The sequence below is a fragment of the Buttiauxella brennerae ATCC 51605 genome (assembly GCF_001654925.1).
GTDB lineage: Bacteria > Pseudomonadota > Gammaproteobacteria > Enterobacterales > Enterobacteriaceae > Buttiauxella > Buttiauxella brennerae.
On the sequence record NZ_LXER01000006.1, the window covers coordinates 39,995 to 65,412 of the forward strand.

Genomic DNA, 25,418 nt, shown 5'->3' on the forward strand with positions numbered 1-25,418 from the left:
CGCTAACACGGCAGAGAATCATGAGTGACAGCCAGACGCTGGTGGTAAAACTAGGCACTAGCGTATTAACCGGTGGCTCGCGCCGCCTGAACAGAGCTCACATTGTTGAGCTGGTGCGCCAGTGCGCACAACTTCATGCCTGCGGGCATCGTATTGTTATTGTGACCTCCGGAGCGATTGCTGCGGGGCGTGAGCATTTAGGTTACCCCGAACTCCCCGCAACCATCGCTTCCAAACAATTATTGGCGGCGGTAGGGCAGAGCAGGCTTATCCAGCTTTGGGAACAACTGTTTTCTATCTACGGTATTCACGTCGGGCAGATGTTGCTGACGCGTGCTGATATGGAAGATCGTGAACGTTTTCTGAATGCGCGTGACACCTTGCGAGCGCTGCTGGACAACAACATCGTACCTATAATCAATGAAAACGATGCTGTCGCCACCGCTGAAATAAAAGTGGGTGATAACGATAACCTTTCTGCGCTGGCCGCTATTTTGGCGGGGGCTGACAAACTACTCCTGCTGACGGACCAGCAAGGGCTGTTTACTGCGGACCCGCGTAACAATCCGGCCGCAGAATTGATTAAAGAAGTCCACGGTATCGACGATGCACTGCGTGCCATCGCCGGAGACAGCGTTTCTGGCCTTGGAACGGGCGGTATGGGTACCAAACTGCAAGCCGCTGACGTTGCCTGCCGTGCGGGTATTGATGTCGTTATTGCCGCGGGAAGCAAACCAGGCGTCATTGGTGATGTCATGGCCGGCACGCCTGTTGGGACACTTTTCCACGCACAACAATCGCCATTAGAGAATCGTAAACGTTGGATCTTTGGTGCACCTCCGGCGGGTGAAATTACTGTTGATGATGGTGCACTTGCCGCGATTCTTGAGCGAGGCAGTTCATTGTTGCCAAAGGGCATTAAAAGTGTGAAAGGTAATTTTTCACGCGGCGAAGTTATCCGTATTCGCAGTCTTGAAGGCCGTGACATTGCCCATGGCGTATGCCGTTATAACAGCGATGCATTGCGCCGTATTGCGGGCCATCACTCTCAACAGATCGATGAAATCCTCGGCTATGAATATGGCCCGGTAGCTGTTCATCGTGATGACATGATTGTTAATTAAGGAGCGGGCAATGCTGGAACAAATGGGCAAAGCAGCCAAAGCTGCCTCTTATCAGATGGCCTTGCTCTCAAGCCGCGAAAAAAATCGTGCGCTGGAACGAATCGCAGATTATCTGGAACAGCAGGCCGAAGGTATTTTGACGGCCAATGAACAAGATTTGGCTGAAGCAAAAGCCAATGGTTTGAGCGAAGCCATGCTGGATCGCTTACAACTGACCCCTTCGCGCCTGAAAAGTATCGCCGATGATGTTCGCCAGGTCTGTAATCTGGCTGACCCTGTTGGCCAGGTGATTGATGGCGGTTTGCTGGACAGCGGCCTGCGTCTTGAGCGCCGCCGCGTCCCGTTAGGCGTGGTTGGTGTGATCTACGAAGCGCGGCCAAACGTCACGGTCGATGTCGCCTCACTGTGCCTGAAAACAGGCAACGCAGCGATTCTGCGCGGTGGGAAAGAAACATGGCGCACCAACGCCGCGACGGTGAAAGTTATTCAGCAGGCTCTAATCGAATGCGGTTTGCCAGCGGCAGCAGTTCAGGCGATTGAGAGCCCGGATCGCGCACTGGTTAATGAATTACTGCGGATGGATCGCTATATAGACATGCTGATCCCACGTGGTGGCGCGGGTCTGCATAAACTTTGCCGTGAACAATCGACCATTCCCGTCATAACGGGTGGGATCGGTGTTTGCCATATTTTTGTTGATGAAAGTGCTGAATTTACACCAGCCCTCAACATTATTGTGAACGCAAAAACGCAGCGTCCAAGCACTTGTAACACCGTTGAAACGCTCCTGGTACACCAGGCAATTGCAGAGTCTTTCCTGCCGGTATTGAGCCAGCAAATGGCTGAGTCTGGCGTGACATTGCATGCGGATGGCAGCTCCCTGCCACTGCTGCAAAAAGGCCCTGCGCAAGTTGTGCCGGTAAAAGCCGAGGATTACGACGATGAGTGGTTATCACTGCATCTGAATGTGAAAGTTGTCGCGGATATTGATGATGCAATTGACCATATTCGTGAGCACGGCACACAGCACTCAGACGCAATTTTGACGCGTACCTTAAGCCACGCAAACCGGTTTGTGAACGAAGTCGACTCTTCAGCGGTATACGTTAACGCTTCAACCCGTTTCACCGACGGTGGCCAGTTTGGTCTGGGGGCCGAAGTGGCTGTCAGTACGCAGAAACTCCACGCCCGAGGTCCAATGGGGCTTGAAGCACTGACAACTTATAAATGGATTGGCTTCGGTGACGACACGATCCGTTCCTGATTGAAATAAGGGCAATACATAAAAATCTAGAAATTATTGGATTGTATGTATTGCCTGTTATTTCCCATAGTTCCTGACTCATTCTTATTCATCTTGTGCTACGCAGTCTCTCCCTTGTGAAATCATAATATTTAATTAAATATCTCTTTCTCAATAATCACTTTATTTACTCCAGCTTTTAAGAAATTGAATTTTCATTCTATTAGATTTGTATCTTTTTTACCCGGCATTGTTTTTTTAGTTATAAGTCTGTTTTCGAACATATTAAAGAAATTAATTGAACGATTTGCTTTCGGAACACAATAATCTTCGCGCTAATACAATTGCATGTATTAGTGGTCACCGCTTACTGCATTGATTATTGACGGACCAACATAAGATTAAATCCCGTAGGAGGGATGACAAATGCATTCTTGGAAAAGCAAACTCGTAATATCTCAACTGGCACTTGCCTGCTCAATGGCAATCGCTTCTCAGGCATCTGCAACTGATATATCAGGTACTCAGTATGATACATTTTATTACACCAGCACTGATGGTGTGATGTATCAGGGGTATGCAGGGTGGAATAATTACAGTACGGACAGTTATTATAACGGGGACATCTATCCAGTCATTAGTAATGCCCAGGTTAACGGAGTTATCTCTACTTACTATCTTGATAATGGAGATGGCACAAATACCAATAGCAATTCTTTGACCATCAAAGATAGCAACATTCATGGCATGATTACATCAGAATGCGTAACTACAGATTGTACGAATCGCTCTGGTGATGGCTATGTTTATGATCGACTGGCTTTGACTGTTGATAATTCAACAATCGATGATAATTATGAACACTACAATTATTACACTCAAAATGCCGATGGCACTTATAACACCGCAAATGTAGACACATATAACTGGGGTACTGCAATTACCCTGGACCAGGAGTCTGATATTGTTATTCAGAATAACTCCCATGTCGCGGGTATTACTCTTACCCAAGGCTATGAGTGGGAAGATTATAATGATGTAACATCTGTTGATGGCTCAAACAGCTCAGAAATCTTCAATAACACCATTACCGTCAAGGATTCTGTACTGACTTCAGGATCCTGGAGTGATGAAGGAACGGATGGTTTCTACGGTCACACCGGGAATGCGAGCGATTACGATAATAGTTACACCGCTGATGATATCGCACTGGCTGTTATTGCTAATCCATCTGCAGATAACTCAATGCAGACCACGGCGACTTTTGATCATTCAACGATCACGGGCGACGTGATGTTCTCCAGCTCATTCGATGAAAACTTTGGTGGCTATAGTTACACGAATGCTGACGGCACAATCACTCACGTTAATGCCTATGACGTGAATGGCGACGGAACATTAGATTCTAACGGTTGGGATAATACTGACCGCCTGGATTTAACGTTGACCAATGGCAGCAAATGGGTTGGTGCAGCGGTATCTGATGTTGAAGCGACTTCTGAATTGTACGATTTCACCGCAAATAGTATCTGGCCTGATTCAACATACGGTATCGATAATACCAACAGCGCTTATGACGAAAGTGGTCATGTTGTTGGTAACGCTGTTTATCAAAGCGGTATTTTCAATGTCGCGCTGGATAATGGTTCTGAATGGGATACTCGTAAAGCTTCCAATATTGATGCGTTGACTGTTAACAACGGATCTCAGGTTAACGTTGAAAGCTCAAGTTTACTGGCTGACAGCATCACTCTGACTAATAGTTCCTCAATGAATATTGGTGATGAAGGTGAAGTTGCGACTGATAGCCTCTACATTGATAGCTACAGTAAAGTGGCATTAACTGAAGAACTTGCTGATTTGTACGCTAACACAATTACTGTTGATAACCATGCAGAATTGGCTCTGGGTTTGGGTCAGGTTGACACAGATAATATGGTGCTGACGGATGGCGGTGTTCTGAATGTTGCAAGCCGTGATTACATACTGAATTCAGATCTCAACAATGCTCGTTATATTACCAACGACACCAACCTTGCAGATTATGACTACGGCGTCGTTGCTCTGAACTCAGACGGTCATCTGGCCGTTAATGGTGATGTTGCTGGCAACTACAAAGTGCGTATTGATGACGCAACGGGTAAAGGCTCTGTTGCAGACTATAAAAACAGCGAGCTGATTCGTGTTTATGATAACAACGCAAATACCACCGCAACATTTACCGCTGCAAACCGTGCCGATTTGGGTGCATACACTTATGAAGCACAGCAGCAAGGTGACAGTGTTGTACTGAAGCAAGACCGATTGACTGATTACGCCAATATGGCATTAAGCATTCCTTCGGCTAACACCAATATCTGGAATCTGGAGCAAGACGCTCTGGCGACTCGCCTGGCGAATGGTCGTCATAATCCAAATGGAGATACCGGTGGTGCATGGGTCACTTACATCGGCGGCGGTTTCTCCGGTGATAACGGTGTCCTGAACTATGACCAGGATGTTAGTGGCATCATGGTGGGTCTGGATAAACAGATTGAAGGCAATAGCGCTAATTGGACTATCGGTGCTGCGGCAGGCTTTGCTAAAGGTGATATTAGTGACAACAGCGGTAGCGTAGATCAGGATAGCCAGTCTGCCCGCATTTACTCTTCAGCTCGTTTCCAGAACAATATCTTCCTGGATTCAACGTTGAGCTATAGCCATTACAGCAATGATCTGACTGCAAGCATGAGTAACGGTGAAGCGGTAAATGGCGATATTTCTTCTGATGCATGGGGCTTTGGCATGAAGTTAGGTTACGACATGCAGCTCAGCAAAGAAGGTTATCTGACACCTTATGCTGCTATCTCCGGTCTATTCCAGGATGGCGACAACTATCAACTTAGCAATGACATGAAAGTGGGCAGCCAATCTTATGACAGCATGCGTTATGAAGTTGGTATGGATGCGGGATATACCTTTGATTATGGTGACCAGGCTCTGACGCCTTACTTTAAACTGGCTTACGTCTATGACGATTCAAACGGCAATAGTGCCGATGTGAATGGTGATGATATTGACAATGGCGTGGAAGGTTCTGCCGTACGTGTAGGATTGGGTACTCAGTTTAGTTTCACCAAGAACTTTGCAGCTTATGCGGATACCAACTACCTCGGTGGTGGCGATGTTGATCAAGACTGGTCAGCAAACGTTGGTGTTAAATACAACTGGTAATTATATAATGCACGATATGGTTCAACAGATAATATGATCAATATTTAACCTGGATCCATTGAATGTAATAAATGCCTATCTCAAATAGAGATAGGCATTTTCTGGTTTCTCTTAAGGTAAAGGAATATTTATTATGTATGCAAAACCATTAACCCAGCTCGAAGTTATTCGTAGCAGGTTGGTGGAGGCTGGCAAGAAATTCAGTCTGCCAGCAGATAGTGAAATAAGCATGTTCAATGAAAATAATGAGCAGCTTATTTTTTTCTTCAAAGAAGGGAGTTTTGTACTATATAGAGAAATGGATGATCTTTTGATGGAACTTGTATCAGCACCGACATTAATTGGTTTGGCAAGTATATTTCAATCTTCTCAATTCAAATACCGGCTCATTACTCAAACCGATTGCCAGGGGTTTACACTCCCTGCCAGCCTTGCTTTGGAAATAATAGAAAAAAATAAAATCTGGCAATCTGTCTGTTATTGGACAGCTTTCCTCATGCATAGCCTTGAAAACCGTGATGCTCGTTTCATTGGCGCCACAACCTACTCACAAATTCGTACAACCTTACTCATTATGGATTCCTGGAGTTCTGAACTCCGTGAGCGTACCGGTGTTATAAATTTTGTCCAAAAAAGAACTAAAATATCACGTTCAGTTATTGCGGAAGTTTTATCAGCATTACGTAAAGGTAATTATATTGAGATGGACAAAGGTAAGCTGAAAACGGTGAATCGCTTGCCGAATAACTATTAATAAAGAAAGCAGGCCGGTGCACCGACCTGCATTTTTCATTTAAGATGCCGGACTGGCATCAGGCGCAAACCCACTTAACTCTGAGACTAAATCATTTACGCCATCACTCATATTCACAAAACGAGTTAATGGGGAGCGGGTGATGACGACAAACACACCAACATTACTTTGCGGAACCATGGCCATATAAGTGATAAAGCCACCGCCGCCGCCTGTTTTCTGCACAATACCCGGTCGGCCATTTTTAGGCGCCATATATACCCAGCCAAGCCCTAAAGCATCTGCCTTTCCAGGCACATCCATGCCGATCACTTTGGTCAGTTGAGTACGCTGGTAGATAAGTGTTTGCATTCTGTCGGCTTGCGTATTGCGACGATGGAAATCCGAGCTCAGGAACTGCTGCATCCAGCGCATCATGTCATCAGGAGTGGAATAAACGCCACCGCTGCCAATCGCCGCAAGTGTGTTATCGCAAGGGCTGGCTCCTTTTTCTGCCACCATCAACCGTTTACATTGATCCGGAGAAGGCGTGAATGTTGTGTCCTTCATACCTAATGGTCGGGTGATTTGTTCTTCGAACAAGTCGGGGTAAGGTTTGCCTGCAGCACGCGCCAGCGCGTCAGCTAACAGGTCAAAAGCCAAATTCGAATAAGAGGCGATAGTGCCAGGTGCGCTCTTCAAACTCGCAGTGGCGAGCCAATTCCAGCGTTGGTCACGTGTCGGCCAGGTAAATACCGTGCGATGAGCCGCACCACCGGGTTGTTCGCGTGGTAATGCACTGGTGTGCGTCGCCAGGTTCACAAGCGTGATGGGTTTGCCGTTGTAAGTCGGTACTCGTGCACCGGCTGGGGCATACTTGCTCAAGGGATCGTTGATCTGAACTTTTCCCTGGTCCAACATTTTTACCAGCATTTCACTGGTCATCAGTTTGGTCAGGGAGGCAATGCGGATAACTGAGTCAAGTTGCGGGCGTACGTTGTTCCCAGGCCTGGTTTCACCAAAACTTCTGAAAACACGCTGATTGCCATCAATCACCACGATTGCCATACCGGTTGCACCACTGCCGTAATAAATATGGTTGGCATAACGGTCAGCTATCTCGGAAGCAAAAACGGGATCGGGAGATGTTTGTGCAAAGCTCAAAATTGGCAGCGCAGCGATAACAAGCGCGGCAAGGCGCGGGAGACGAATTTTCAACGCAGGTAACCCATTAAACGAAGTGAAGCGATATTGATCGTATTTATACTACTCTACGGCGCTGCGCAAACGCGGAAAATGAGGAATGTGATGAGAAAAAGCGTAACGCGGCATTTCAATGGCTTTTTCGCTCAGTAATGCACCACTGTTTGACACTGTGGTGCATCTGATTCTAGTTAGTTTTTTGCACGTCTTTTTGCATTACATCGTCAGTTGTGCCGCCTTTCTCCAGCATTTTTACGTTGCCTTTATGCTCTTTGCGCATTTCATGCCCGGCTTTGCAGCCCTCTTTGTTGACTTCAGTACCAGGTGCGCGGCAATCATCAATGATATGGCCCGGATTATTGAGTTGTTCTTTTTCTGCCTGCATGGTCGATGTGCTGGTCGCCGGATTTTCGGCAAATGCTCCTGCGGATGCGAATAAAAGAGTGCCAGAAAGTAGGGTTAATGTGAGTTTTTTCATAGGGAAAGCTACCTTATATATGTAGGGAAATCCCACTAAGTATTGGTACAAATATCCGTTTACGAAAGGTGAGGTGATTAAAATTTATCCGTTAAAAATGGCTGAGTGACAGGGAAATGGATGGCCGCCAAAAAACGAAATCAGATTTGAATGGTCTTTTTTTTCAGCTAAAAAGTGGGTATAACGCCTGGTGCTGATGCAATTGCAGGAAATACGCAAAAAAACTGACAACTCCTATACATAGCTTGATCAGAAAATGAGTATCATCACGGGAACATTGATTACTGTGCTGCAACTATTAACGCCCGATGGCGTCTTAGTGATGGCACCTCGCTGTAGCGCTAATGATTTAACTCCTTATGCGATACACACCCATTACGCATAAAGAAGCAGAAAATGTCTAGCAAACCGTTTTTCCGAAAAGATCTCCTTCACCCCCGCTATTGGCTGACCTGGTTTGGTCTGGCCATTTTGTGGCTTTGGGTGCAACTGCCATACCCCGTATTACTGAAAATGGGCGACATAATTGGCCGGGCATCAATGCGTTTCCTTAAACGCCGGGTTTCTATTGCCCGCCAGAACCTCAAACTTTGCTTCCCACATTATAGCGACGAGCAAATTGATAAACTCGTAAAGCAGAATTTCTCCTCGCTGGGGATGGGGTTGATTGAAACGGGCATGGCCTGGTTCTGGTCTGATGCGCGGGTTCGCAAATGGTTTGATGTCAGCGGACTTGAGCACATCACCGCAGCTTGCGACAAAGGGAAAGGCGTTCTGGCCATCGGCGTGCATTTCATGTCGCTGGAATTAGGTGGCCGCGTGATGGGCCTTTGCCGACCAATGATGGCGATGTATCGCCCGCATAACAATAAAGCGATGGAGTTTGTGCAAACGCGCGGTCGCTCCCGTTCCAATAAAGCCATGATCGACAGACGCAACTTAAAAGGCATGGTGAAGGCGCTTAAGTCCGGTGAAGCGGTGTGGTTTGCCCCCGATCAGGATTACGGCCCGAAAGGCAGTTCATTTGCCCCCTTCTTCGCTGTACCGCAGGCTGCAACCACCAACGGGACTTACACCATTGCCCGTCTGGCAAAGCCCGCACTTCTGACGATTGTTCTGTACCGCAAATCTGATGGCTCAGGCTATCAGCTGGTTATTGGGCCAGAAATGGACGATTACCCGCTCGATGATGAACAAGCTGCAGCAGAGTATATGAATCGGAAGATTGAACACGAAATTATGCGTGCACCAGAACAATACCTTTGGTTGCATCGCCGCTTCAAAACCAGGCCCGATGGGGAGCCTAAACTCTATACGGTTTAATACAAAAACAGGTATGTGCTACGCTCTTTTCTTCTTTATTTGTCGAGAGCGTAATCATGCCTGCCCAACGTGTACTGATGGTTATTGATATGCAGAATGGGGTATTTGAAGCCCCTCGTGTTAACCGCGAAACCTGCACTGCTCGAATTAACCAATTGATCAATGCTGCCGATAAAGTCATTTTCATCCAGCACACCGAACCAGGGCTTGAGCAGGGGAGTGCGGCGTTTGATCTGTTGCCGGAGTTAATCCAACCCGCTGATGCGCTGTATGTGACCAAAACAGCTTGTGACGCTTTTTATCGCACGGAACTTGATGATGTACTTAACCACCACAAGATAAACGAATTTGTGGTGTGTGGTTGTGCCACGGATTATTGCGTGGACGCTACTATTAAAAACGGTGCCAGTCGCGGATATGCCATGACTGTTGCCCTTGATGCACATACCACAGCAAATCGTCCGGCGGCTCTTGCCGAGGTGTTGATCGAGCATTACAACGATGTCTGGCGCAACTTTACGATTCCGGGAAACACTCTGCGAGTAAAAACGACCGCAGATATCCTCATCGAGTGGTAAAGCCCTTTAGCCTGACATCTCTTGATACAACATTAAGCGAGCCATAATGCGTCCGGATGGTCATAACAATAAGAGTTTGTTTTCAGGAGTGTTGTAGATGTTTAAATCGTTTTTCCCTCGTCCGACAGCCTTTTTTCTGTCGGCTTTTATTTGGGCGATGATCGCCGTTGTTTTCTGGCAGGCTGGCGGAGGCAATTGGCTTGAGCATATAACCGGCGCGAGGGGCGAAGTGCCAATCAGTGCTGCTCGTTTCTGGTCGATGGGCTATCTGGTGTTTTACGCCTATTACGCTCTTTGCGTGGGTATGTTTGCACTATTCTGGTTTATCTACAGCCCGCACCGCTGGCAGTATTGGTCTATCCTCGGCTCCTCGCTGATTATTTTCGTTACCTGGTTCCTGGTGGAAGTGGGGGTGGCGGTGAATGCATGGTATGCCCCATTCTACGATTTAATCCAGACTGCGCTCAGCTCTCCACATAAAGTGACCATTGAGCAGTTCTATCACGAAGTTGGCGTATTTCTCGGTATTGCACTGATTGCGGTGATTGTTGGCGTGATGAATAACTTTTTCGTCAGCCACTATGTCTTCCGCTGGCGTACCGCGATGAACGAATACTACATGGAGAACTGGCAGATGCTGCGCCATATCGAAGGTGCCGCACAGCGTGTGCAGGAAGATACCATGCGCTTTGCCTCCACTCTCGAAGATATGGGCGTCAGCTTTATTAACGCGATTATGACGTTAATTGCCTTCCTGCCTGTGTTAGTCACTCTGTCAGCTCACGTTCCTGATTTGCCGATTGTGGGGCATATTCCTTACGGCCTGGTGATTGCTGCCATTATCTGGTCACTTCTGGGAACAGGGTTGCTGGCTGTGGTAGGGATAAAACTGCCAGGGCTTGAGTTCAAAAATCAGCGTGTTGAAGCGGCTTATCGTAAAGAGCTGGTGTATGGCGAGGATGACCCAAGTCGCGCTTCTCCACCAACAGTAAAAGAGTTGTTTGATGGCGTGCGCAGAAACTATTTCCGACTCTATTTCCACTACATGTACTTCAACATTGCCCGTATTCTCTACTTGCAGGTTGATAATGTGTTCGGCTTGTTCCTGCTATTCCCATCGATTGTGGCTGGGACTATTACGCTTGGCCTGATGACGCAAATCACCAACGTGTTTGGCCAGGTTCGTGGTTCATTCCAGTATTTGATTAGCTCGTGGACCACGCTTGTTGAGCTGATGTCTATCTATAAGCGTCTGCGCAGCTTTGAGCGTACGTTGCAGGATATTCCGGTAGAAGCGGCAGGTGAATCGGTCTAAAAAGAAAAGCGGGCGGATATATTCCGCCCGTTTGATTTAATGCCCCGCAGATGGCGCGCTCGGCGCACCCGAGCGAACAAACGGTGGCCGTGCGAACCAGATAACTAAAATCAGCGCCATAAATCCCCAGCCTAAAATCCAGAAGTAGTCGATGGTCGACATCATGTAAGCCTGCTGCTCAATAGTTTTATCGACAAACGCCAGATGCTGCTGCGTCGCACCACCCATCTTATCCAGATAATCCACCGCAGACGGGTTATAAATCGACACGCTTTCGGTCAGGTTTGCATGGTGGAAGACCTCACGGCGTGACCAAATCCAGGTTGTCAGCGATGAAGCAAACGAGCCGCCCAGCACGCGGAAGAAGGTTGCCAGACCGGAACCTTCTGCCACTTGTGCGCCATTCAGGTTCGACAACACAATCGTAGTAATCGGCATAAAGAAGAAGGCTACGCCAATCCCCATAAACAGCTGCACTTCAGCGATGGTGCGGAAATCGACATCGGTGTTGAACTGCGCACGGATAAGGCACGAGGCACCCATGGTCAGGAACGACAGCGAAGCCAGAATACGCAAGTCGAACTTGCTGGCGTAGCGCCCGATAATCGGCGTCATCATCAGCGGCAGCACGCCCATTGGTGCGGCGGCAAGCCCGGCCCAAATCGCCGTGTAGCCCATCTGTGTTTGCAGCCACTGCGGCAAAATAATGTTGATGGCGAAGAATGCTGCGTAGCCCAGCGTCAGCGAAATCGTACCGATGGCAAAGTTGCGGTCCTTGAACAGACGCAGGTTAACAATCGGATGGCGTTCACCCAGCTCCCAGATAACAAACGACACCAGCGAAATCACCGAGATCGTCGACATAATAATAATGTGCGACGAGGCAAACCAGTCGAGATCGTTGCCCTTATCCAGCACCACCTGCAGCAGCCCAACGCCCATCACCAGCAGCGCAATACCGATATAGTCAATTGGCGCGTGGGTGGTGGTTTCTTCGCGGGCACGTAATTGCGTCCAGACGACTATCGAAGCAAAAATCCCGATCGGCACGTTGATATAGAAGATCCACGGCCACGAGTAGTTATCCGTTATCCAGCCACCGGTAATCGGCCCCACGATTGGCGCAACTACCGTCACCATCGACAGCAGCGCCAGCGCCATACTGCGTTTGCTGGAAGGGAAGATAACCAGCAGCAGTGTCTGACACATCGGGAACATTGGCCCGGCGAAAAAACCCTGCAACGCGCGGAAGATAATCAGCTCTGTCATGCTGTGGGCAAAGCCGCACAGGAACGAGGTCAGGGTGAACATCACAACCGAGCCGATAAACAGTTTTAACTGCCCGAAACGCCGGGTAAACCAGCCGGTGAGCGGCAGGGCAATGGCATTACACACCGCAAACGAAGTGATAACCCACGTTCCCTGATCCGCACTGACGCCCAGGTTACCAGCGATAGTCGGCAGCGCTACGTTGGCGATGGTGGAGTCCAGCACCTGCATGAAGGTCGCCAGCGATAGCGCGAGCACCGCCAGCCACATATTGGGAGGCGTAAATGCGGCTTTATCTTGCATAACGTCTCTCTTAATGGGCGTTCACGGCTGCCGCATTGCTGTTGTCATGAAGGATTTTTGCCACCAGTTTATCAGCGGCTTCCAGCGAGTCCTTGTAGACATCAGTGGTAAAGCGCGGTGTGCTAACTGTTTGTTGTGGCAGTAAGTGTCCGTCTACATTGCGGATATCCACTTGTGCGTTCATCGACAAACCAATGCGCAGCGGGTGTTTCTGCATGTCATGGGGATCGAGAGTGATACGCACAGGCAAACGCTGAACGATTTTGATCCAGTTGCCGCTGGCGTTCTGCGCCGGCAGTAAAGAGAATGCACTGCCGGTACCGATACCCAGGCTCTCGATGGTTCCGTGGTATTCAACATCATCACCGTAGAGATCGGCATTCAGCGTGACTTTTTGCCCAAGACGCATCGTATTCATCTGGCTTTCTTTGAAGTTGGCATCCACCCAAACTTCATTCAGCGGCACGATGGCAAGCAATGTCGTGCCGGAAGTCACACGCATCCCTAACTGCACGGCGCGTTTAGCGACATAACCACTCACTGGCGCGACAATAGTGGTGCGTGAATTATCAAGATAACGCTGGCGAAGTGTCGCTACGGCAGTTTTGATTTCCGGATGGCTATCAATAACGGTGTCGTCGACCATGGCAATATTGGTGCGCAACGCTTGTTGAGCGGCAGCCAAATCACTTTGTGCGCTGGCTACGGCATCGCGGTAATGCGAAAGATCTTCTGCCGCGATGGCGCCCGTGGAGAAAATTTTCTGGCGTCGTGCATAGTCATTTTGCGCCGTTTGCAAGGCGACCTGTTTTGCGGCGACCTGTGCACGGTAATTATCAGCGGTACTGTATAAACCGCGAACCTGGCGCACGGTGTTGGCAAGGCTGGCTTCAGCCTGCTGGAGCGCAATCCTGGTGTCGCTTGGGTCAAGCAGCACCAACGGCTGGCCCTTCTCGACGAAATCCCCTTCATCTGCCGTCACCTGAGTGACTGTGCCACTGATTTGCGGCGTGAGCGCAACCTGGTTGCCATTCACATAGGCATCATCGGTCGACTCGTAATAACGGCCATATAAGAAATACCAGGCGAGGCAACCCGCGGCAGCCAGCACAAGAATCAGTAATAAAATAATAAAGTTACGTTTGCGTTTACTGCTTCGCTGAACGTGTACTTCTGGAGTGGTTTCCATTTTTTAGCCTTTATAGCAACAGTGTTAGCGATGTGGTGCAGTAATTTCATCCGGCAGCATTTTGGTGATCAAATTGACCAGTTGCCGGGATTCGTCTGGAGTGAGCCGGGCGGTGAGATCGCTGATGATTGATGCCAGCGCTTCATTTTGAAAATGGTCGCAAATCACCTGACCTTTGCCGGTCAGAGCCAGAATCACCTGGCGTTTATCTTGTGGATTAGGGCTGCGGATAATCAGTTCACGTTTAACCATGCGGTCAACCATGCGGCTCATGGCGCCTGCATCCATCACCAGTGTTTTGCTGATCTCAACCGGGCTGGTTACGCCCTTATAAATATTAATCAGCACTTTAAATTGCGCTGCGGTGATATCCATACCCGAAAAGTACTGGCTGATGAGCTGGTCTTTGAACTGGTTCGCAAGGTGGATAAGCAAACCAAGATGGAATTTGTTGTCGATAATACCCGGATGGTTATTCATGATATTTGCCTGGTCAGTAATTACATTTGAAATTACTGACCAGGCAACCAAGTGTCAAGTTTATGTCAAGAAGATCGCACTTTATGTCAGCGAGCAAGAGGCTTTGCCCTGGTATTTAAATGCCAATCAGGGATATTCCGCTATCGCGCTGAGTGAAAAAATGGCAGGGTTGTAGCGTCTGATTTTTAAGAAGAAAGGGATGTTATGACGCTCACTATTTCCAGGCCTCCACGTTCAGCTATTTGTCTGAGCTTTCTGGCTATGATGGTACTGGCAGGCTGTACCACCAAAACAACGACGCCTTCGGTTTCAGAAACTAAAAAACCCGTTGATGTTGAAACTGTAGTGAAGCAGAAAATTCCTGCCAGCGTAAAAGATCGCAACAGCTGGGCGAAAGATTTGGCGACTACCTTTAAAAGCCAGAATATTGCGCCAGACGAAGAAAATATCTGCTCGGTACTGGCCGTGGCACAGCAGGAGTCCAATCTGGTTGCCGACCCGGCAGTGCCCAATTTGAATAAAATTGCCTGGAAAGAAATCGACCGTCGTGCTGAAAAAATGCATATCCCTGTGTTTTTAGTTCACACCGCTTTATTAATCAAATCGCCAAATGGCAAAAGTTACAGCGAGCGCCTGGATACGGTGAAAACAGAAGGGCAGTTGAGCGCGATTTTTGATGACTTCATCGACATGGTGCCGATGGGGCAAAAACTCTTTGGCAACCTGAATCCGGTACACACTGGCGGGCCGATGCAAGTCAGCATTGCTTTTGCTGAGCAGCACACCAGCGGCTACCCGTGGAAGATGGAAGGCACTGTTCGCCAGGAAGTCTTCACCCGGCGTGGTGGATTATGGTTTGGCACCTACCATTTGCTGAACTACCCGGCGAATTATACTCAACCGTTATACCGTTTCGCTGATTTCAACGCCGGATGGTATGCCAGCCGCAATGCGGCATTCCAGAGTGCGGTGAGCAAAGCTACCGGTGTAAAACTGGCGTTAGATGGCGACTTGATTCTGTATGACACCGATAAAGCAGGTAGCACTGAACTGGCGGTCAGGAAACTGGCGGGCAAGCTTGATATGAGCGAAAGCCAAATTCACCGTGCGCTGCAAAAAGGTGACAGTATCGACTTTGAAAAAACGGATTTATATCAGCAGGTTTATGCGATAGCGGAGAAGAAAGCTGGCAAAAAATTGCCGCGAGAAATGTTGCCGGGAATTACGCTGGAAAGCCCGAAAATTACCCGTAATCTGACGACTGCATGGTTTGCTAAACGTGTCGATGAGCGGCGTGCGGCGTGCATGAAACTATAAATGGGTTAGGTAAGAAAGAATCGCGTAAGCGACATCAGTTTTTATTATTGAAGCTGATGCCGCTGCGTTAATGAGACTGGCGGAAGAGATTTAGAAATGATGGCGGTGGTAGAATTTCATCACCAGACTCACCACGCCCAGTAGCACGCAACCGGCGAGAAACGGCACCAGACCAAACACGGTGCTCACCGCGAACCCCATTTCAATGCGTGGGCGCGTGGCATCATTACCCTGGGCAAGGTGTTCAAGCACGCCAGGGGCGCGAGCCATTAAACTCAGAATCTGCATCCCGGCCCAAAAGCAGAGCAAAATGAATGCGGCGTAAGCCAGATTACTCTGGGTAGATCCCTCTGCTTTCGTTGTTGAAACCGTGGTTATTACAGGAACAACCTGTTTCGACAAACTCATATCAGCCATCACGACCTCCCATGCAACAGTAAAACAAATCAGGCTTCGGCCTGGTCGTTCAATTGGGTTGAGTTTGGCAGGTCATATTGTTTGTCAATATCAGATTGTTGGTAATTTCACGTGCGGAATGCTCCTGGATTGCGAATATATGTTTGTGATCACATATTTGTAACTTAGGTGAAATTTTCGTAACAATATCCCGTGAGAGACGCATTAACGTGCGGTTTATCGCCACGGCCTGTGCCACAATAAGTCCTCTTTTTTGTCCTGACGGATTACACCATGCCTGCGAAAACATTGACCTTGAAAATGCGCCGTGACTGGCACTATTACGCCGTAGCAATTGGCCTGATCTTTATTCTGAATGGTGTGATTGGTTTGCTGGGGTTTAAAACGGAAGGCTGGCAGAACTACGCCGTTGGGCTGGTGACCTGGGTTATTTGTTTCTGGATTGCCGGGTTTATTATTCGCCGTCGCCCGGAACCCGAAGCTCCGGAGACAGCGAAAGAGTAGCGCTTAGCCAGTAATCGAACTCTTCAGAGCGCAATCTTGCAGGTTTCGCTCAAGAGCCAGTTCGATCAAGCGCGTAATCAGCGTTTGATAATCCAGGCCGGTGGCTTGCCAGAGTTTTGGATACATACTGATATTGGTGAAACCAGGCAGCGTGTTGATCTCATTGATAATAACTTCATTATCGGCGGTCAGGAACACGTCAACTCGCGCCATGCCACTGCATTCCAGCGTCTGATAAGCACGTACCGCAATATCACGAATCTTATCGTTGATATCAGCGGAGATTGCCGCAGGCACCACCACTTGCGCGCCTTTATCATCAATGTATTTGGTGTCGTACGAGTAGAAATCACTGCTGACAACGACTTCACCGCAGGTACTGGCTTGTGGTTCATCATTGCCCAATACCGCACATTCAATCTCACGGCCTTTAATGCCGGTTTCCACCACAACTTTGTGGTCAAACTCGAAGGCTAACGCGACAGCCGTTTCATACTGTTCTGCGGTGTTCACTTTGCTGACGCCCACGGATGAACCCTGGTTGGCAGGCTTGATAAACAGCGGAACGCCCAGTTTTGCCTCGACTTCAGCAAAGCTGATTTTGTTACGGTTCGCGCGGGTAAGAGTAATAAACGGTGCGATATTCAGCCCGGCATCACGCAGCAGGCGCTTAGTGACATCTTTATCCATACTGACCGCAGAACCCAGCACGCCAGAACCGACAAACGGTAAGTTCGCCATGCGCAGCATCCCCTGCAGGGAGCCATCTTCTCCTAACGTGCCATGAACGATCGGGAAAATAACATCAACAGGCGCTAAAAATTGCGCGGAAGAGGATTCAATCAGCTGGTTTTCTGTTTGACCTGGCACGACGGCGACATTGGTCCCGGATCGATTCAGGGCGATCAATGCCGGGTTCTCAGCATTTAACAGATAGTTGGACGCGTCATTGACGTGCCACTGGCCTTGTTTATCAATACCCAGCAACACCACTTCAAACTTTGACTTATCAATAGCGTCGACAATATTTTTCGCCGATTGAAGCGACACTTCGTGTTCTGCTGACTTACCACCAAACACGATACCAACCCGCAGTTTTGCCATGCCCAAACCCATCCTTAAACAGTACAAAGGCGGACAACATACCACGCTCATTCAGAGGATTCATGTGCTTCCTGCCGCTTAAAACCGCTCAACTTCTATAATGATTATTCCGTAAACAATATCAGGTGGTGGCATGGCGAAAGGAGTCAAGATTGTGGCTGGCATGGCCATTATGGGCGCATTGGCATTCTGGCTCTATGAGCGTCTGCCTGCGCAATACAATCCGTTTTCACCCCTTTCGATTGATGACCCGCCGACGCTTGTCACTCGCTATAAATTGCGCCAACTGGTGAATAACCCGCAACAATGCCTGGCATTGTTAGAGCAGGCAAAAACTCGTGGGTTATTAAACTTCCGCAGCGTTCCAGATATCGCCGGGAACTGTCCGTTGACTGATGTGGTGCGGGTGCAGAGTTTCGGCCGCGTTGGGCTAAGCAGCAGTTTTTTAGCCAGCTGCCCGCTTGCGCTAAGCAGCACGAGGTTTGTTCATCAACGCGCTGTGCCGCTGGCACAAGCTGAAATGGGCAGTGAACTGACACGCATTAACCATTTAGGCAGTTTCGCCTGCCGTAATATTTACAATCGCGAAGGTGCGCGGCGCAGTGAACATGCGACGGCAGATGCGCTGGATATCAGCGGTTTTGGTTTTTCCAATAAACAACAAATCAGTGTGCTGAAAGGCTGGAACGGCACGGGGAAGGAACAAGCTTACCTGCATACGCTTTTTGCAAACGGCTGCCCGTTTTTTGGTAATGCTCTGGGGCCAGAATATAACGCCGCACATGCTAATCATTTTCACCTGGGTATGCGGGGATATGGGCTTTGTCGATAAAACAAATTTGTATGATAAACTTCACACTATTCCGCTGATCTTTTTTAACCCCACTCATAAAGCGTGCATGGTATGGAATCCTGGAAGGTCAATATTATCTCGGTGTGGTTCGGTTGCTTTTTTACCGGGTTAGCCATCAGCCAAATTCTGCCGTTTTTACCGCTCTACGTTGAACAACTGGGTGTGACATCTCACGAAGCGTTATCAATGTGGTCCGGGCTCACCTTCAGCGTAACCTTTCTGGTCTCCGCGATTGTTTCGCCGATGTGGGGAAGCCTTGCCGATCGCAAAGGCCGAAAATTAATGCTTCTGCGTGCCTCGTTGGGCATGGCTATCGCTATTTTATTACAGGCATTTGCGACTAACGTCTGGCAGCTTTTTATTCTGCGCGCCGTCATGGGGCTGACTTCTGGTTATATTCCCAATGCCATGGCTTTAGTTGCTTCGCAAGTCCCGCGTGAACGCAGTGGGTGGGCATTAAGCACACTTTCTACCGCGCAAATCAGTGGCGTTATTGTTGGCCCATTATTGGGCGGTTATATGGCCGATACCCTTGGCTTACGTATGGTTTTTTACGTCACCGCTGCGCTGTTGATGGTGAGTTTTTTAGTGACGTTATTTCTGATTAAAGAAGGCGGCCGGCCAAATATCAGTAAAGCCGACCGTTTATCAGGGAAAGCGGTGTTTGCTTCGCTGCCTTATCCTAAATTAATGATAAGCCTGTTTGTCACGACGATGGTCATTCAACTTTGTAATGGTTCCGTGGGGCCAATACTTGCGCTGTTTATCAAACACCTTTCTCCGGAAAGTAACAATATCGCTTTTATCAGCGGTTTTATTGCGGCAGTACCGGGTATTTCAGCGCTTATTTCAGCACCGAGATTGGGCAAGCTAGGAGACCGCATCGGTACCGCCAGAGTATTAATGGCGACGCTGATTTTTTCCGTGATATTGTTCTTTGCCATGTCATGGGTGACATCACCGATGCAACTCGCCGCACTGCGTTTTTTACTCGGTTTTGCTGATGGTGCAATGTTACCCGCGGTTCAAACTTTGCTGGTTAAATATTCCAGCGACCAGGTGACTGGGCGTATTTTTGGTTATAATCAATCGTTTATGTATCTTGGTAATGTGGTTGGCCCACTAATCGGCGCTGGCGTTTCAGCGATGGCAGGCTACCGCTGGGTATTTATCGCCACGGCCTTAGTGGTGTTGCTGAATGTGTGGCAACTGGCCGTTATGCTCAGGCGCAAAAAGCGCCAGGATGAAATGCGCAACCAGGCTGCACCCTAATTTATTATATTTAATGTTGAGTTGTACTTTAAATATGCCTGTGTGAAAAGTGACCGTAATTATATTTTATGGAAACTTATGGGTTATTTTTAGACGTGAAATAACAACCCTGCTCTTAATTACGCCACACTCAATATTTTGCTGTGTAGCACATATTTATCTTATTATATAAAAATAGTTATGCTGCCCCTCTAGGCAACCTGAAACAGGAATGCTAACGTCAGGATTCAAATTATTGTGGGCAGCAAATATGAAGAATCTGATCTCTGAGTTACTGGTTAAACTCGCCGAAAAAGAAGAAGAGTCGAAAGAGTTTATCGCACAGATAGAGGCTCTTGAAATAGTGGTTACCGCTATGCTGCGCCGGATGGAACAGAACGATAGAGAGGCGATCATCAGCAATATTGAAGGTGCCTTACATGACGTTCACCCTGCAGAGACGGTCACTTCTCATGATGCTGAACTGCTAAAACAATATCTCGATAAGTTGCTGACTCACCCGCGCGAGTGATTCTCGCCATCGTTATGTTTACAGCATTGATATTTTTACAAGAAGCAGCGCTGCACGATATATCCCAAAATTACTTTGGGCTGTTCGCCTTTTCTGCATATACAAACCAAAATTAAAGCACCTCGCTAAAAAGGATGGTGCTATGAAAACAGTATTGATGATGGTGTTATTTGCCGGTGTTGTTGGGTCAGCGGTCGCAGCAGATAAAGCGATGACTCCTCAACAGCAACGCATGACAACCTGTAACCAACAGGCGACATCGCAAACCCTGAAGGGTGACGCGCGCAAAACCTATATGAGTAACTGCCTTAAGAACAGTGAATCTGCGCCAGCAGATAAAAGTCTGACGCCTCAACAGCAGAAAATGAAAGAGTGTAATGCAGAGGCGGCCAGGCAAACGTTATCCGGCGATACGCGAAAAACTTTCATGAGTAATTGCCTGAAAAAACAACCCAAGTAGCCTGAACAGGTGAGTCGCTCCGCTGGCTCACCCAAAAAATCATACTTTCCCCCTGATTAAACTTTCTATAATTACGGCAAATATTTCAGAATATTCCTAATTATCATGAGTGATGAACACAGTTCTGGTAGATGGCTTCCAGGGGGAATTATGGAAAGCTCAACGTACCTTGATGAAGACAGCCATAGGTCGGGGCGGCGCTTTGCCCGCCGCCTTTACATTCCCAGAATCATTGGGCTGGCGACGGGTTTCTTTTGCGTCGCATCGGTGTTGGTCATGCAACCCGTGTCCGGATGGTGGTGGCTGTTGCTCATCACATATGGCTTTATCTGGCCTCACTTCGCATGGCAAACGGCCGACCGCTCATCAGACCCGGCAGGGGCTGAAACCCGTAACTTGATGATTGATTCATTGATGGGCGGCGTGTGGATTGCATTAATGGGCTTTAATGCACTGCCATCGGCGTTAATTCTCGCCATGATCAGCATGAATAACGTTGGCTGTGGTGGCTTGAAACTTTTCCTCGGCGGCCTGGGCTTGATAACGTTCAGTTGTCTGTTGATAACGGGTTTATTCCAGATACCGGTTAATCTGGAAACTACGCCCTCACAGGTTTGGATTTGCCTGCCGTTCCTGTTGATATACCCCACATACTTTGGGCTGGTCAGCTACCGGACAGCACTCAAACTTTCCGAACATAAACGACGTCTGATGCACATGAGTACCCGTGACGGTATGACCGGCGTTTATAACCGTCGCCACTGGGAGCATTTGTTGCACGGCGAGTATGACAACTGCCAGCGCTACCAGCGCAGTGCGACGTTGATTCTCATCGATATTGACCACTTCAAGTCGATCAACGATTCATTCGGCCATGACGTCGGCGATGAGGCCATTCTGGCGATTACCGAACATTTGCAGCTCACATTGCGCATTACCGATGTGATAGGGCGCTTTGGAGGCGATGAGTTTGGCGTCATTATGTCCGGTACGTCACAAGAAAGTGCCATACAGGCAATAGACCGCGTTCGGGAGTATCTTGGGGAGTTCCGGTTACCGCACGCACCGCATTTTTGTCTGCGTATCAGCGTAGGGGTGGCGGAATTTGATAAGAGTATGGTGAATTATCGCGAGTGGCTAAAATCTTCTGACGTGGCGTTGTATAAAGCCAAAAATCTCGGGCGTAGCCGTACTGAAGTGGCTGATATCGCAGCATAACCCCCTCCTGAAAACAGGAGAGGGCGTTAATATTATGATTTACCCAGGTGCTCGGATTTCGCCATACATTTCACCACGGCTTCCATTACCGCCGCTCTGAAACCTTTCTCTTCCAGAACTTTTACCGCTTCAATCGTCGTACCGCCTGGAGAACAAACCATATCTTTCAATTCACCTGGATGCTGGCCGGTTTCAAGCACCATTTTGGCTGAACCCATCACAGCCTGTGCTGCAAATTGATACGCTTGTTTGCGTGGCATTCCGCCTAGCACCGCAGCATCAGCCATAGCTTCAATAAACATAAACACATAAGCAGGTGCTGAGCCGCTAACCCCAACAACCGGATGAATCAGGGTTTCCGACACTACTTCGGCAAGCCCAAAACTGCGGAAAATATTCACCGCATCGGCGATATCTTCTGACGTCACCAGCGCGTTCGGCGTAATTGACGTCATGCCCGCATTCACCAGCGCAGGGGTGTTTGGCATGGCCCGGATAATCTTGCGGTCATGGCCTAATGCTTTCGCCAGTGAGTCCAGCGTTATGCCCGCTGCAATGGAAATCACGACGGTGTCTTTATTCAGGCTGGAATTGACTTCACCCAGCACTTTTAGCATCACATTCGGTTTCACGGCGCCGAAAACAATATCTGCGATCTGTGCCACTTCCTGTGCGCTTTGCGCCGCATTAATACCGTACTGGTCGTGTAAGGCTGCCACTTTATCGGGCGAAGGTGTGTAGACCCAGATATTACCTGGAAGTACCTGTCCACTGGCGATCAGGCCACCCAGGATGGCTTTTCCCATGTTGCCGCAACCAATAAATCCAATTTTCTTATCCAAAGTCTCACTCCATCTTTTGAGTTGTGTGATGAGCATAGCTTAACGTGGTTTCCATCGCTCACGCTACGTCCAGGCAAAACAGCAGGCAAAGATAAAGTTGGCGATTGCCGGAAAAGCACGGCAAGATCCCTTTCATTCCCACTGACAACGAGGAGTCGTCATGCAAATTTGGGTGGATGCAGATGCGTGTCCAAAAGTGATCAAAGAAGTGCTGTTTCGCGCGGCGGAACGCGCGCAAGTCATGGTGACGCTGGTGGCAAACCAGGGGCTGAAAACGCCGCCATCGCGTTTTATTCGTACCCTGCAAGTGGCGACCGGTTTTGATGTGGCAGACAACGAAATTGTACGCCGCTGCGAAAAAGGTGATTTAGTGGTTACAGCCGACATTCCGCTGGCGGCTGATGTGCTGGAAAAGGGCGCGATTGCGTTAAATCCTCGTGGTGAACTCTACACACCTGCTACTATTCGTGAGCGCCTGACGATGCGCGATTTTATGGATACATTGAGAGCCAGTGGCGTACAGACTGGTGGGCCTGACAGCCTGAACCAACGCGACCGTCAGCTGTTTGCTAATGAACTTGAAAAGTGGCTGTTAGCCGCGAGCCGTTCAAAAAGCGCTTAATACCGATGAAATTCTATTCCACGTACTAGCTTGCTGGTATGATGACACTCTTTGGCGGACTTCTAAGGATTAGCCACCGATGACTCAACCCATTTATTTAGTCGGCGCACGAGGTTGTGGCAAAACAACCGTGGGTGTTGCATTAGCGCAGGCATTGGGCTGTAACTTTGTCGATACCGACCACTACCTTTTAGAAAGCACAAAAATGAGCGTTGCCGACATTGTGGCGAAAGAGGGCTGGGAAGGTTTTCGCCGCCGCGAATCGGGCGCGCTGCAAAGTGTTACGGCGCCGGGTACGGTTATCGCGACAGGCGGCGGTATGATTCTTGCCGAAAGTAATCGGCAGTTTATGCGCGAGCATGGTGTGGTTATCTACCTGCGTGCACCCGCGCAAATTCTGGCTTCACGTTTAGAAGCATTCCCGGAAGAAGGCCAACGCCCAACCCTGACAGGGCGGCCGATCACCGATGAAATCGTTGAAGTTCTTGCCGCACGTGAAGCGTTATACAACCAGGCTGCACACCATGTCGTTGATGCGACTCGCCCTCCGGCTGAAATTGTAGAGGCGGTACTGACGGCTCTGCGTACGGCTCGCGCCAGCTGATTCCTGGCTATACTTAACGCTCATTCATCACCAAAGGAAGAGCGATGGCGAGCAATCCTCCATATCCCCGCGAAGCACGTATTGTTAGTGTTGAAAAGGGTGCCACAGACCAGACTGTGACCTGGTATCAACTTCGTGCCGACCATCCCCATCCTGATACGCTGATAAGCGAGCACGAAACTGAACAAGAAGCGCTGGATGCTAAGCGGCGCTATGAAGATCCGCAAAAAACGTAATATCCCGGCAAGGACGCCATGAATCCCCCTCCTTTTTTGAGTTAACTCAATGGTCTGGTGATTAATCACACCTTTTGCGCAATGTTGTTGTTAACAATTCATTATCGTGATGTTGTATAGATGTCATTGACGTTTCGTTTAATATTCCGGCAGATGCTCTGCAATAATGCTGCTACGCTTTGTGGTTAATTATTGAGCGACCCTCGGCAGAGTATCATTCACAGGAAAGATACCAGTGCAGCAATGAGGGGCTGATATGGGACAAGGGCGGAACGAAACATGAAACAAACATTGGCAATCCTGACTATCGGTGTCGTTCCGGTCAGTGAAGTACTGCCGTTACTCACCGATCATATTTCTGAAGAACAAATTAAAACTTTCAGTCTGTTAGGCAGCCTTTCGTATGACGAAGTGATGGCTGATTTTTCCCCGTCACCCGGTGAAGAACAGCTTCTGACACTGCTATCCGGTAACATTTTGGCCTATGTTGGGAAGCAGAAAGTCGAACAGGCGTTGCAAAGTGTGATTGAAGTGCTGGATAACCAGGGTTTCGATGTCATTTTGCTGATGAGCACTCACCGCTTAGCCAATCTCTCGATACGTAACGGTATCTTGCTGGAACCTGAGCGCATTATCCCGCCGCTGGTGGCTTCGATAGTCCACGGGCACCAGGTCGGTATCATTCTGCCCGTTCCTGAAATGCTGAAATACCAGCATAAAAAGTGGGAGTTACTCCAAAGCGAACCGAAGTATGAACTGGCGAATCCCGTTCATGGAACTGAGCAAGATCTCATCGATGCAGGAAAGAAACTGGTTGAGGGTGGTGCGGATGTGTTGGTTCTGGACTGCCTTGGTTTCCACCAAAAACATCGCGATTTGTTGCAAAAATCCTTAGATGTCCCGGTATTGTTATCGAACGTGCTGATTGCTCGTTTAGCGTCAGAATTGCTCGCATAACGGCGGGTAATAATTTACGTGACAGGCTCTTAACTTCCCCTCTATATTGT

General features: G+C 48.6%; 27 protein-coding genes. 19 read left to right on the top strand and 8 right to left on the bottom strand.

The features are described from left to right. The first annotated feature begins 20 nt into the window (after nt 1-20). From proB to M975_RS01445, 4 genes are all read left to right on the top strand, one after another. The gene (gene proB / locus M975_RS01430) at nt 21-1,124 is read left to right on the top strand and encodes a glutamate 5-kinase (protein WP_064556914.1); all 1,104 of its coding nucleotides are present in this window, start codon (nt 21-23) and stop codon (nt 1,122-1,124) included. 10 nt (nt 1,125-1,134) lie between these two features. Beyond that, nucleotides 1,135-2,388, top strand: coding sequence for a glutamate-5-semialdehyde dehydrogenase (gene proA / locus M975_RS01435; protein WP_064556916.1), 1,254 nt, complete (start codon nt 1,135-1,137; stop codon nt 2,386-2,388). Nucleotides 2,389-2,793: 405 nt separating this feature from the next. After that, entirely contained in the window at nt 2,794-5,580 is a 2,787-nt protein-coding gene (locus M975_RS01440) for an autotransporter outer membrane beta-barrel domain-containing protein (protein ID WP_064556918.1), read from the top strand. Between the two features lie 133 nt (nt 5,581-5,713). Further along, entirely contained in the window at nt 5,714-6,334 is a 621-nt protein-coding gene (locus M975_RS01445) for a helix-turn-helix domain-containing protein (RefSeq protein WP_064556920.1), read from the top strand. A 39-nt stretch (nt 6,335-6,373) separates the two neighbouring features. Here the strand turns inward: M975_RS01445 and ampH are convergent, their stop codons facing one another. Both ampH and M975_RS01455 read right to left on the bottom strand, forming a co-directional pair. Next, entirely contained in the window at nt 6,374-7,525 is a 1,152-nt protein-coding gene (gene ampH / locus M975_RS01450) for a D-alanyl-D-alanine-carboxypeptidase/endopeptidase AmpH (protein ID WP_064557639.1), read from the bottom strand. A 178-nt stretch (nt 7,526-7,703) separates the two neighbouring features. After that, complete coding sequence (locus tag M975_RS01455) at nt 7,704-7,994, bottom strand: hypothetical protein (protein ID WP_064556922.1); 291 nt, start codon at nt 7,992-7,994, stop codon at nt 7,704-7,706. A gap of 396 nt (nt 7,995-8,390) precedes the next feature. Between M975_RS01455 and lpxP the strand changes: the two genes are divergently transcribed. From lpxP to sbmA, 3 genes are all read left to right on the top strand, one after another. Continuing rightward, nucleotides 8,391-9,317, top strand: coding sequence for a kdo(2)-lipid IV(A) palmitoleoyltransferase (gene lpxP / locus M975_RS01460; protein ID WP_064556924.1), 927 nt, complete (start codon nt 8,391-8,393; stop codon nt 9,315-9,317). 56 nt (nt 9,318-9,373) lie between these two features. Beyond that, on the top strand, nt 9,374-9,895 hold the full coding sequence (locus M975_RS01465) for an isochorismatase family protein (RefSeq protein WP_064556926.1): 522 nt from the start codon (nt 9,374-9,376) through the stop codon (nt 9,893-9,895). Between the two features lie 97 nt (nt 9,896-9,992). Beyond that, nucleotides 9,993-11,210 carry a peptide antibiotic transporter SbmA gene (gene sbmA, locus M975_RS01470; protein ID WP_064556928.1) on the top strand — a complete coding sequence of 406 codons (1,218 nt, stop codon included), beginning with the start codon at nt 9,993-9,995 and terminating at the stop codon, nt 11,208-11,210. 36 nt (nt 11,211-11,246) lie between these two features. Here the strand turns inward: sbmA and M975_RS01475 are convergent, their stop codons facing one another. The 3 genes from M975_RS01475 to M975_RS01485 are packed head-to-tail and all read right to left on the bottom strand — an operon-like array spanning nt 11,247 to nt 14,451. Further along, entirely contained in the window at nt 11,247-12,782 is a 1,536-nt protein-coding gene (locus tag M975_RS01475) for a DHA2 family efflux MFS transporter permease subunit (protein ID WP_064556931.1), read from the bottom strand. Between the two features lie 10 nt (nt 12,783-12,792). Continuing rightward, nucleotides 12,793-13,971, bottom strand: a complete 1,179-nt coding sequence (locus M975_RS01480) for an HlyD/EmrA/EmrK family protein (RefSeq protein ID WP_064556933.1) — start codon at nt 13,969-13,971, stop codon at nt 12,793-12,795. Nucleotides 13,972-13,995: 24 nt separating this feature from the next. Then, nucleotides 13,996-14,451 carry a MarR family transcriptional regulator gene (locus M975_RS01485; RefSeq protein WP_064556935.1) on the bottom strand — a complete coding sequence of 152 codons (456 nt, stop codon included), beginning with the start codon at nt 14,449-14,451 and terminating at the stop codon, nt 13,996-13,998. Here M975_RS01485 and M975_RS22845 point away from each other — a divergent pair. Further along, on the top strand, nt 14,450-14,626 hold the full coding sequence (locus M975_RS22845; RefSeq protein WP_157093314.1) for a hypothetical protein: 177 nt from the start codon (nt 14,450-14,452) through the stop codon (nt 14,624-14,626). The two genes, M975_RS01485 and M975_RS22845, sit on opposite strands and share 2 nt — an antisense overlap. 29 nt (nt 14,627-14,655) lie before the next feature. Beyond that, nucleotides 14,656-15,768, top strand: a complete 1,113-nt coding sequence (locus M975_RS01490) for a DUF1615 domain-containing protein (protein ID WP_064556937.1) — start codon at nt 14,656-14,658, stop codon at nt 15,766-15,768. 90 nt (nt 15,769-15,858) lie between these two features. Here M975_RS01490 and M975_RS01495 read toward each other — a convergent pair whose 3' ends face one another. Beyond that, on the bottom strand, nt 15,859-16,185 hold the full coding sequence (locus M975_RS01495; protein WP_064556939.1) for a DUF2755 family protein: 327 nt from the start codon (nt 16,183-16,185) through the stop codon (nt 15,859-15,861). A 273-nt stretch (nt 16,186-16,458) separates the two neighbouring features. On the opposite strand from M975_RS01495, the gene M975_RS01500 reads away from it, so the two are divergent. Beyond that, nucleotides 16,459-16,689 carry a DUF2754 family protein gene (locus tag M975_RS01500; protein WP_064556941.1) on the top strand — a complete coding sequence of 77 codons (231 nt, stop codon included), beginning with the start codon at nt 16,459-16,461 and terminating at the stop codon, nt 16,687-16,689. Between the two features lie 3 nt (nt 16,690-16,692). Here M975_RS01500 and ddlA read toward each other — a convergent pair whose 3' ends face one another. Then, nucleotides 16,693-17,793: a D-alanine--D-alanine ligase gene (gene ddlA / locus M975_RS01505; protein WP_064556943.1), complete on the bottom strand. Its 1,101-nt coding sequence runs from the start codon at nt 17,791-17,793 to the stop codon at nt 16,693-16,695. Nucleotides 17,794-17,926: 133 nt separating this feature from the next. Between ddlA and M975_RS01510 the strand changes: the two genes are divergently transcribed. The 5 genes from M975_RS01510 to adrA all read left to right on the top strand — a co-directional run bounded on the left by M975_RS01510 (nt 17,927) and on the right by adrA (nt 22,107). Next, a complete protein-coding gene (locus M975_RS01510; protein WP_064556945.1) occupies nt 17,927-18,625 on the top strand; it encodes an extensin-like domain-containing protein in 699 nt (232 codons plus the stop codon). Nucleotides 18,626-18,697: 72 nt separating this feature from the next. Beyond that, the gene (locus M975_RS01515; protein WP_064556949.1) at nt 18,698-19,918 is read left to right on the top strand and encodes a multidrug efflux MFS transporter; all 1,221 of its coding nucleotides are present in this window, start codon (nt 18,698-18,700) and stop codon (nt 19,916-19,918) included. 250 nt (nt 19,919-20,168) lie between these two features. Further along, entirely contained in the window at nt 20,169-20,429 is a 261-nt protein-coding gene (iraP, locus tag M975_RS01520; protein ID WP_064557640.1) for an anti-adapter protein IraP, read from the top strand. 142 nt (nt 20,430-20,571) lie between these two features. Continuing rightward, nucleotides 20,572-20,889 (top strand): PsiF family protein, encoded by a 318-nt coding sequence (locus tag M975_RS01525; RefSeq protein WP_064556950.1) that lies wholly within the window; start codon nt 20,572-20,574, stop codon nt 20,887-20,889. A 90-nt stretch (nt 20,890-20,979) separates the two neighbouring features. Then, the gene (adrA, locus tag M975_RS01530; RefSeq protein ID WP_425338989.1) at nt 20,980-22,107 is read left to right on the top strand and encodes a diguanylate cyclase AdrA; all 1,128 of its coding nucleotides are present in this window, start codon (nt 20,980-20,982) and stop codon (nt 22,105-22,107) included. Between the two features lie 32 nt (nt 22,108-22,139). On the opposite strand, the gene proC is transcribed toward adrA, so the two are convergent. Further along, on the bottom strand, nt 22,140-22,949 hold the full coding sequence (proC, locus tag M975_RS01535) for a pyrroline-5-carboxylate reductase (RefSeq protein WP_064556954.1): 810 nt from the start codon (nt 22,947-22,949) through the stop codon (nt 22,140-22,142). A gap of 160 nt (nt 22,950-23,109) precedes the next feature. Here proC and M975_RS01540 point away from each other — a divergent pair, with 160 nt between their 5' ends. From M975_RS01540 to M975_RS01555, 4 genes are all read left to right on the top strand, one after another. Continuing rightward, a complete protein-coding gene (locus M975_RS01540; protein ID WP_064556956.1) occupies nt 23,110-23,571 on the top strand; it encodes a YaiI/YqxD family protein in 462 nt (153 codons plus the stop codon). 79 nt (nt 23,572-23,650) lie between these two features. Continuing rightward, complete coding sequence (gene aroL / locus M975_RS01545; protein ID WP_064556958.1) at nt 23,651-24,175, top strand: shikimate kinase AroL; 525 nt, start codon at nt 23,651-23,653, stop codon at nt 24,173-24,175. A gap of 44 nt (nt 24,176-24,219) precedes the next feature. Then, nucleotides 24,220-24,411 carry a YaiA family protein gene (locus tag M975_RS01550; protein WP_064556960.1) on the top strand — a complete coding sequence of 64 codons (192 nt, stop codon included), beginning with the start codon at nt 24,220-24,222 and terminating at the stop codon, nt 24,409-24,411. Between the two features lie 279 nt (nt 24,412-24,690). Next, nucleotides 24,691-25,368 (top strand): AroM family protein, encoded by a 678-nt coding sequence (locus M975_RS01555; protein WP_064556962.1) that lies wholly within the window; start codon nt 24,691-24,693, stop codon nt 25,366-25,368. Nucleotides 25,369-25,418: the final 50 nt, after the last annotated feature.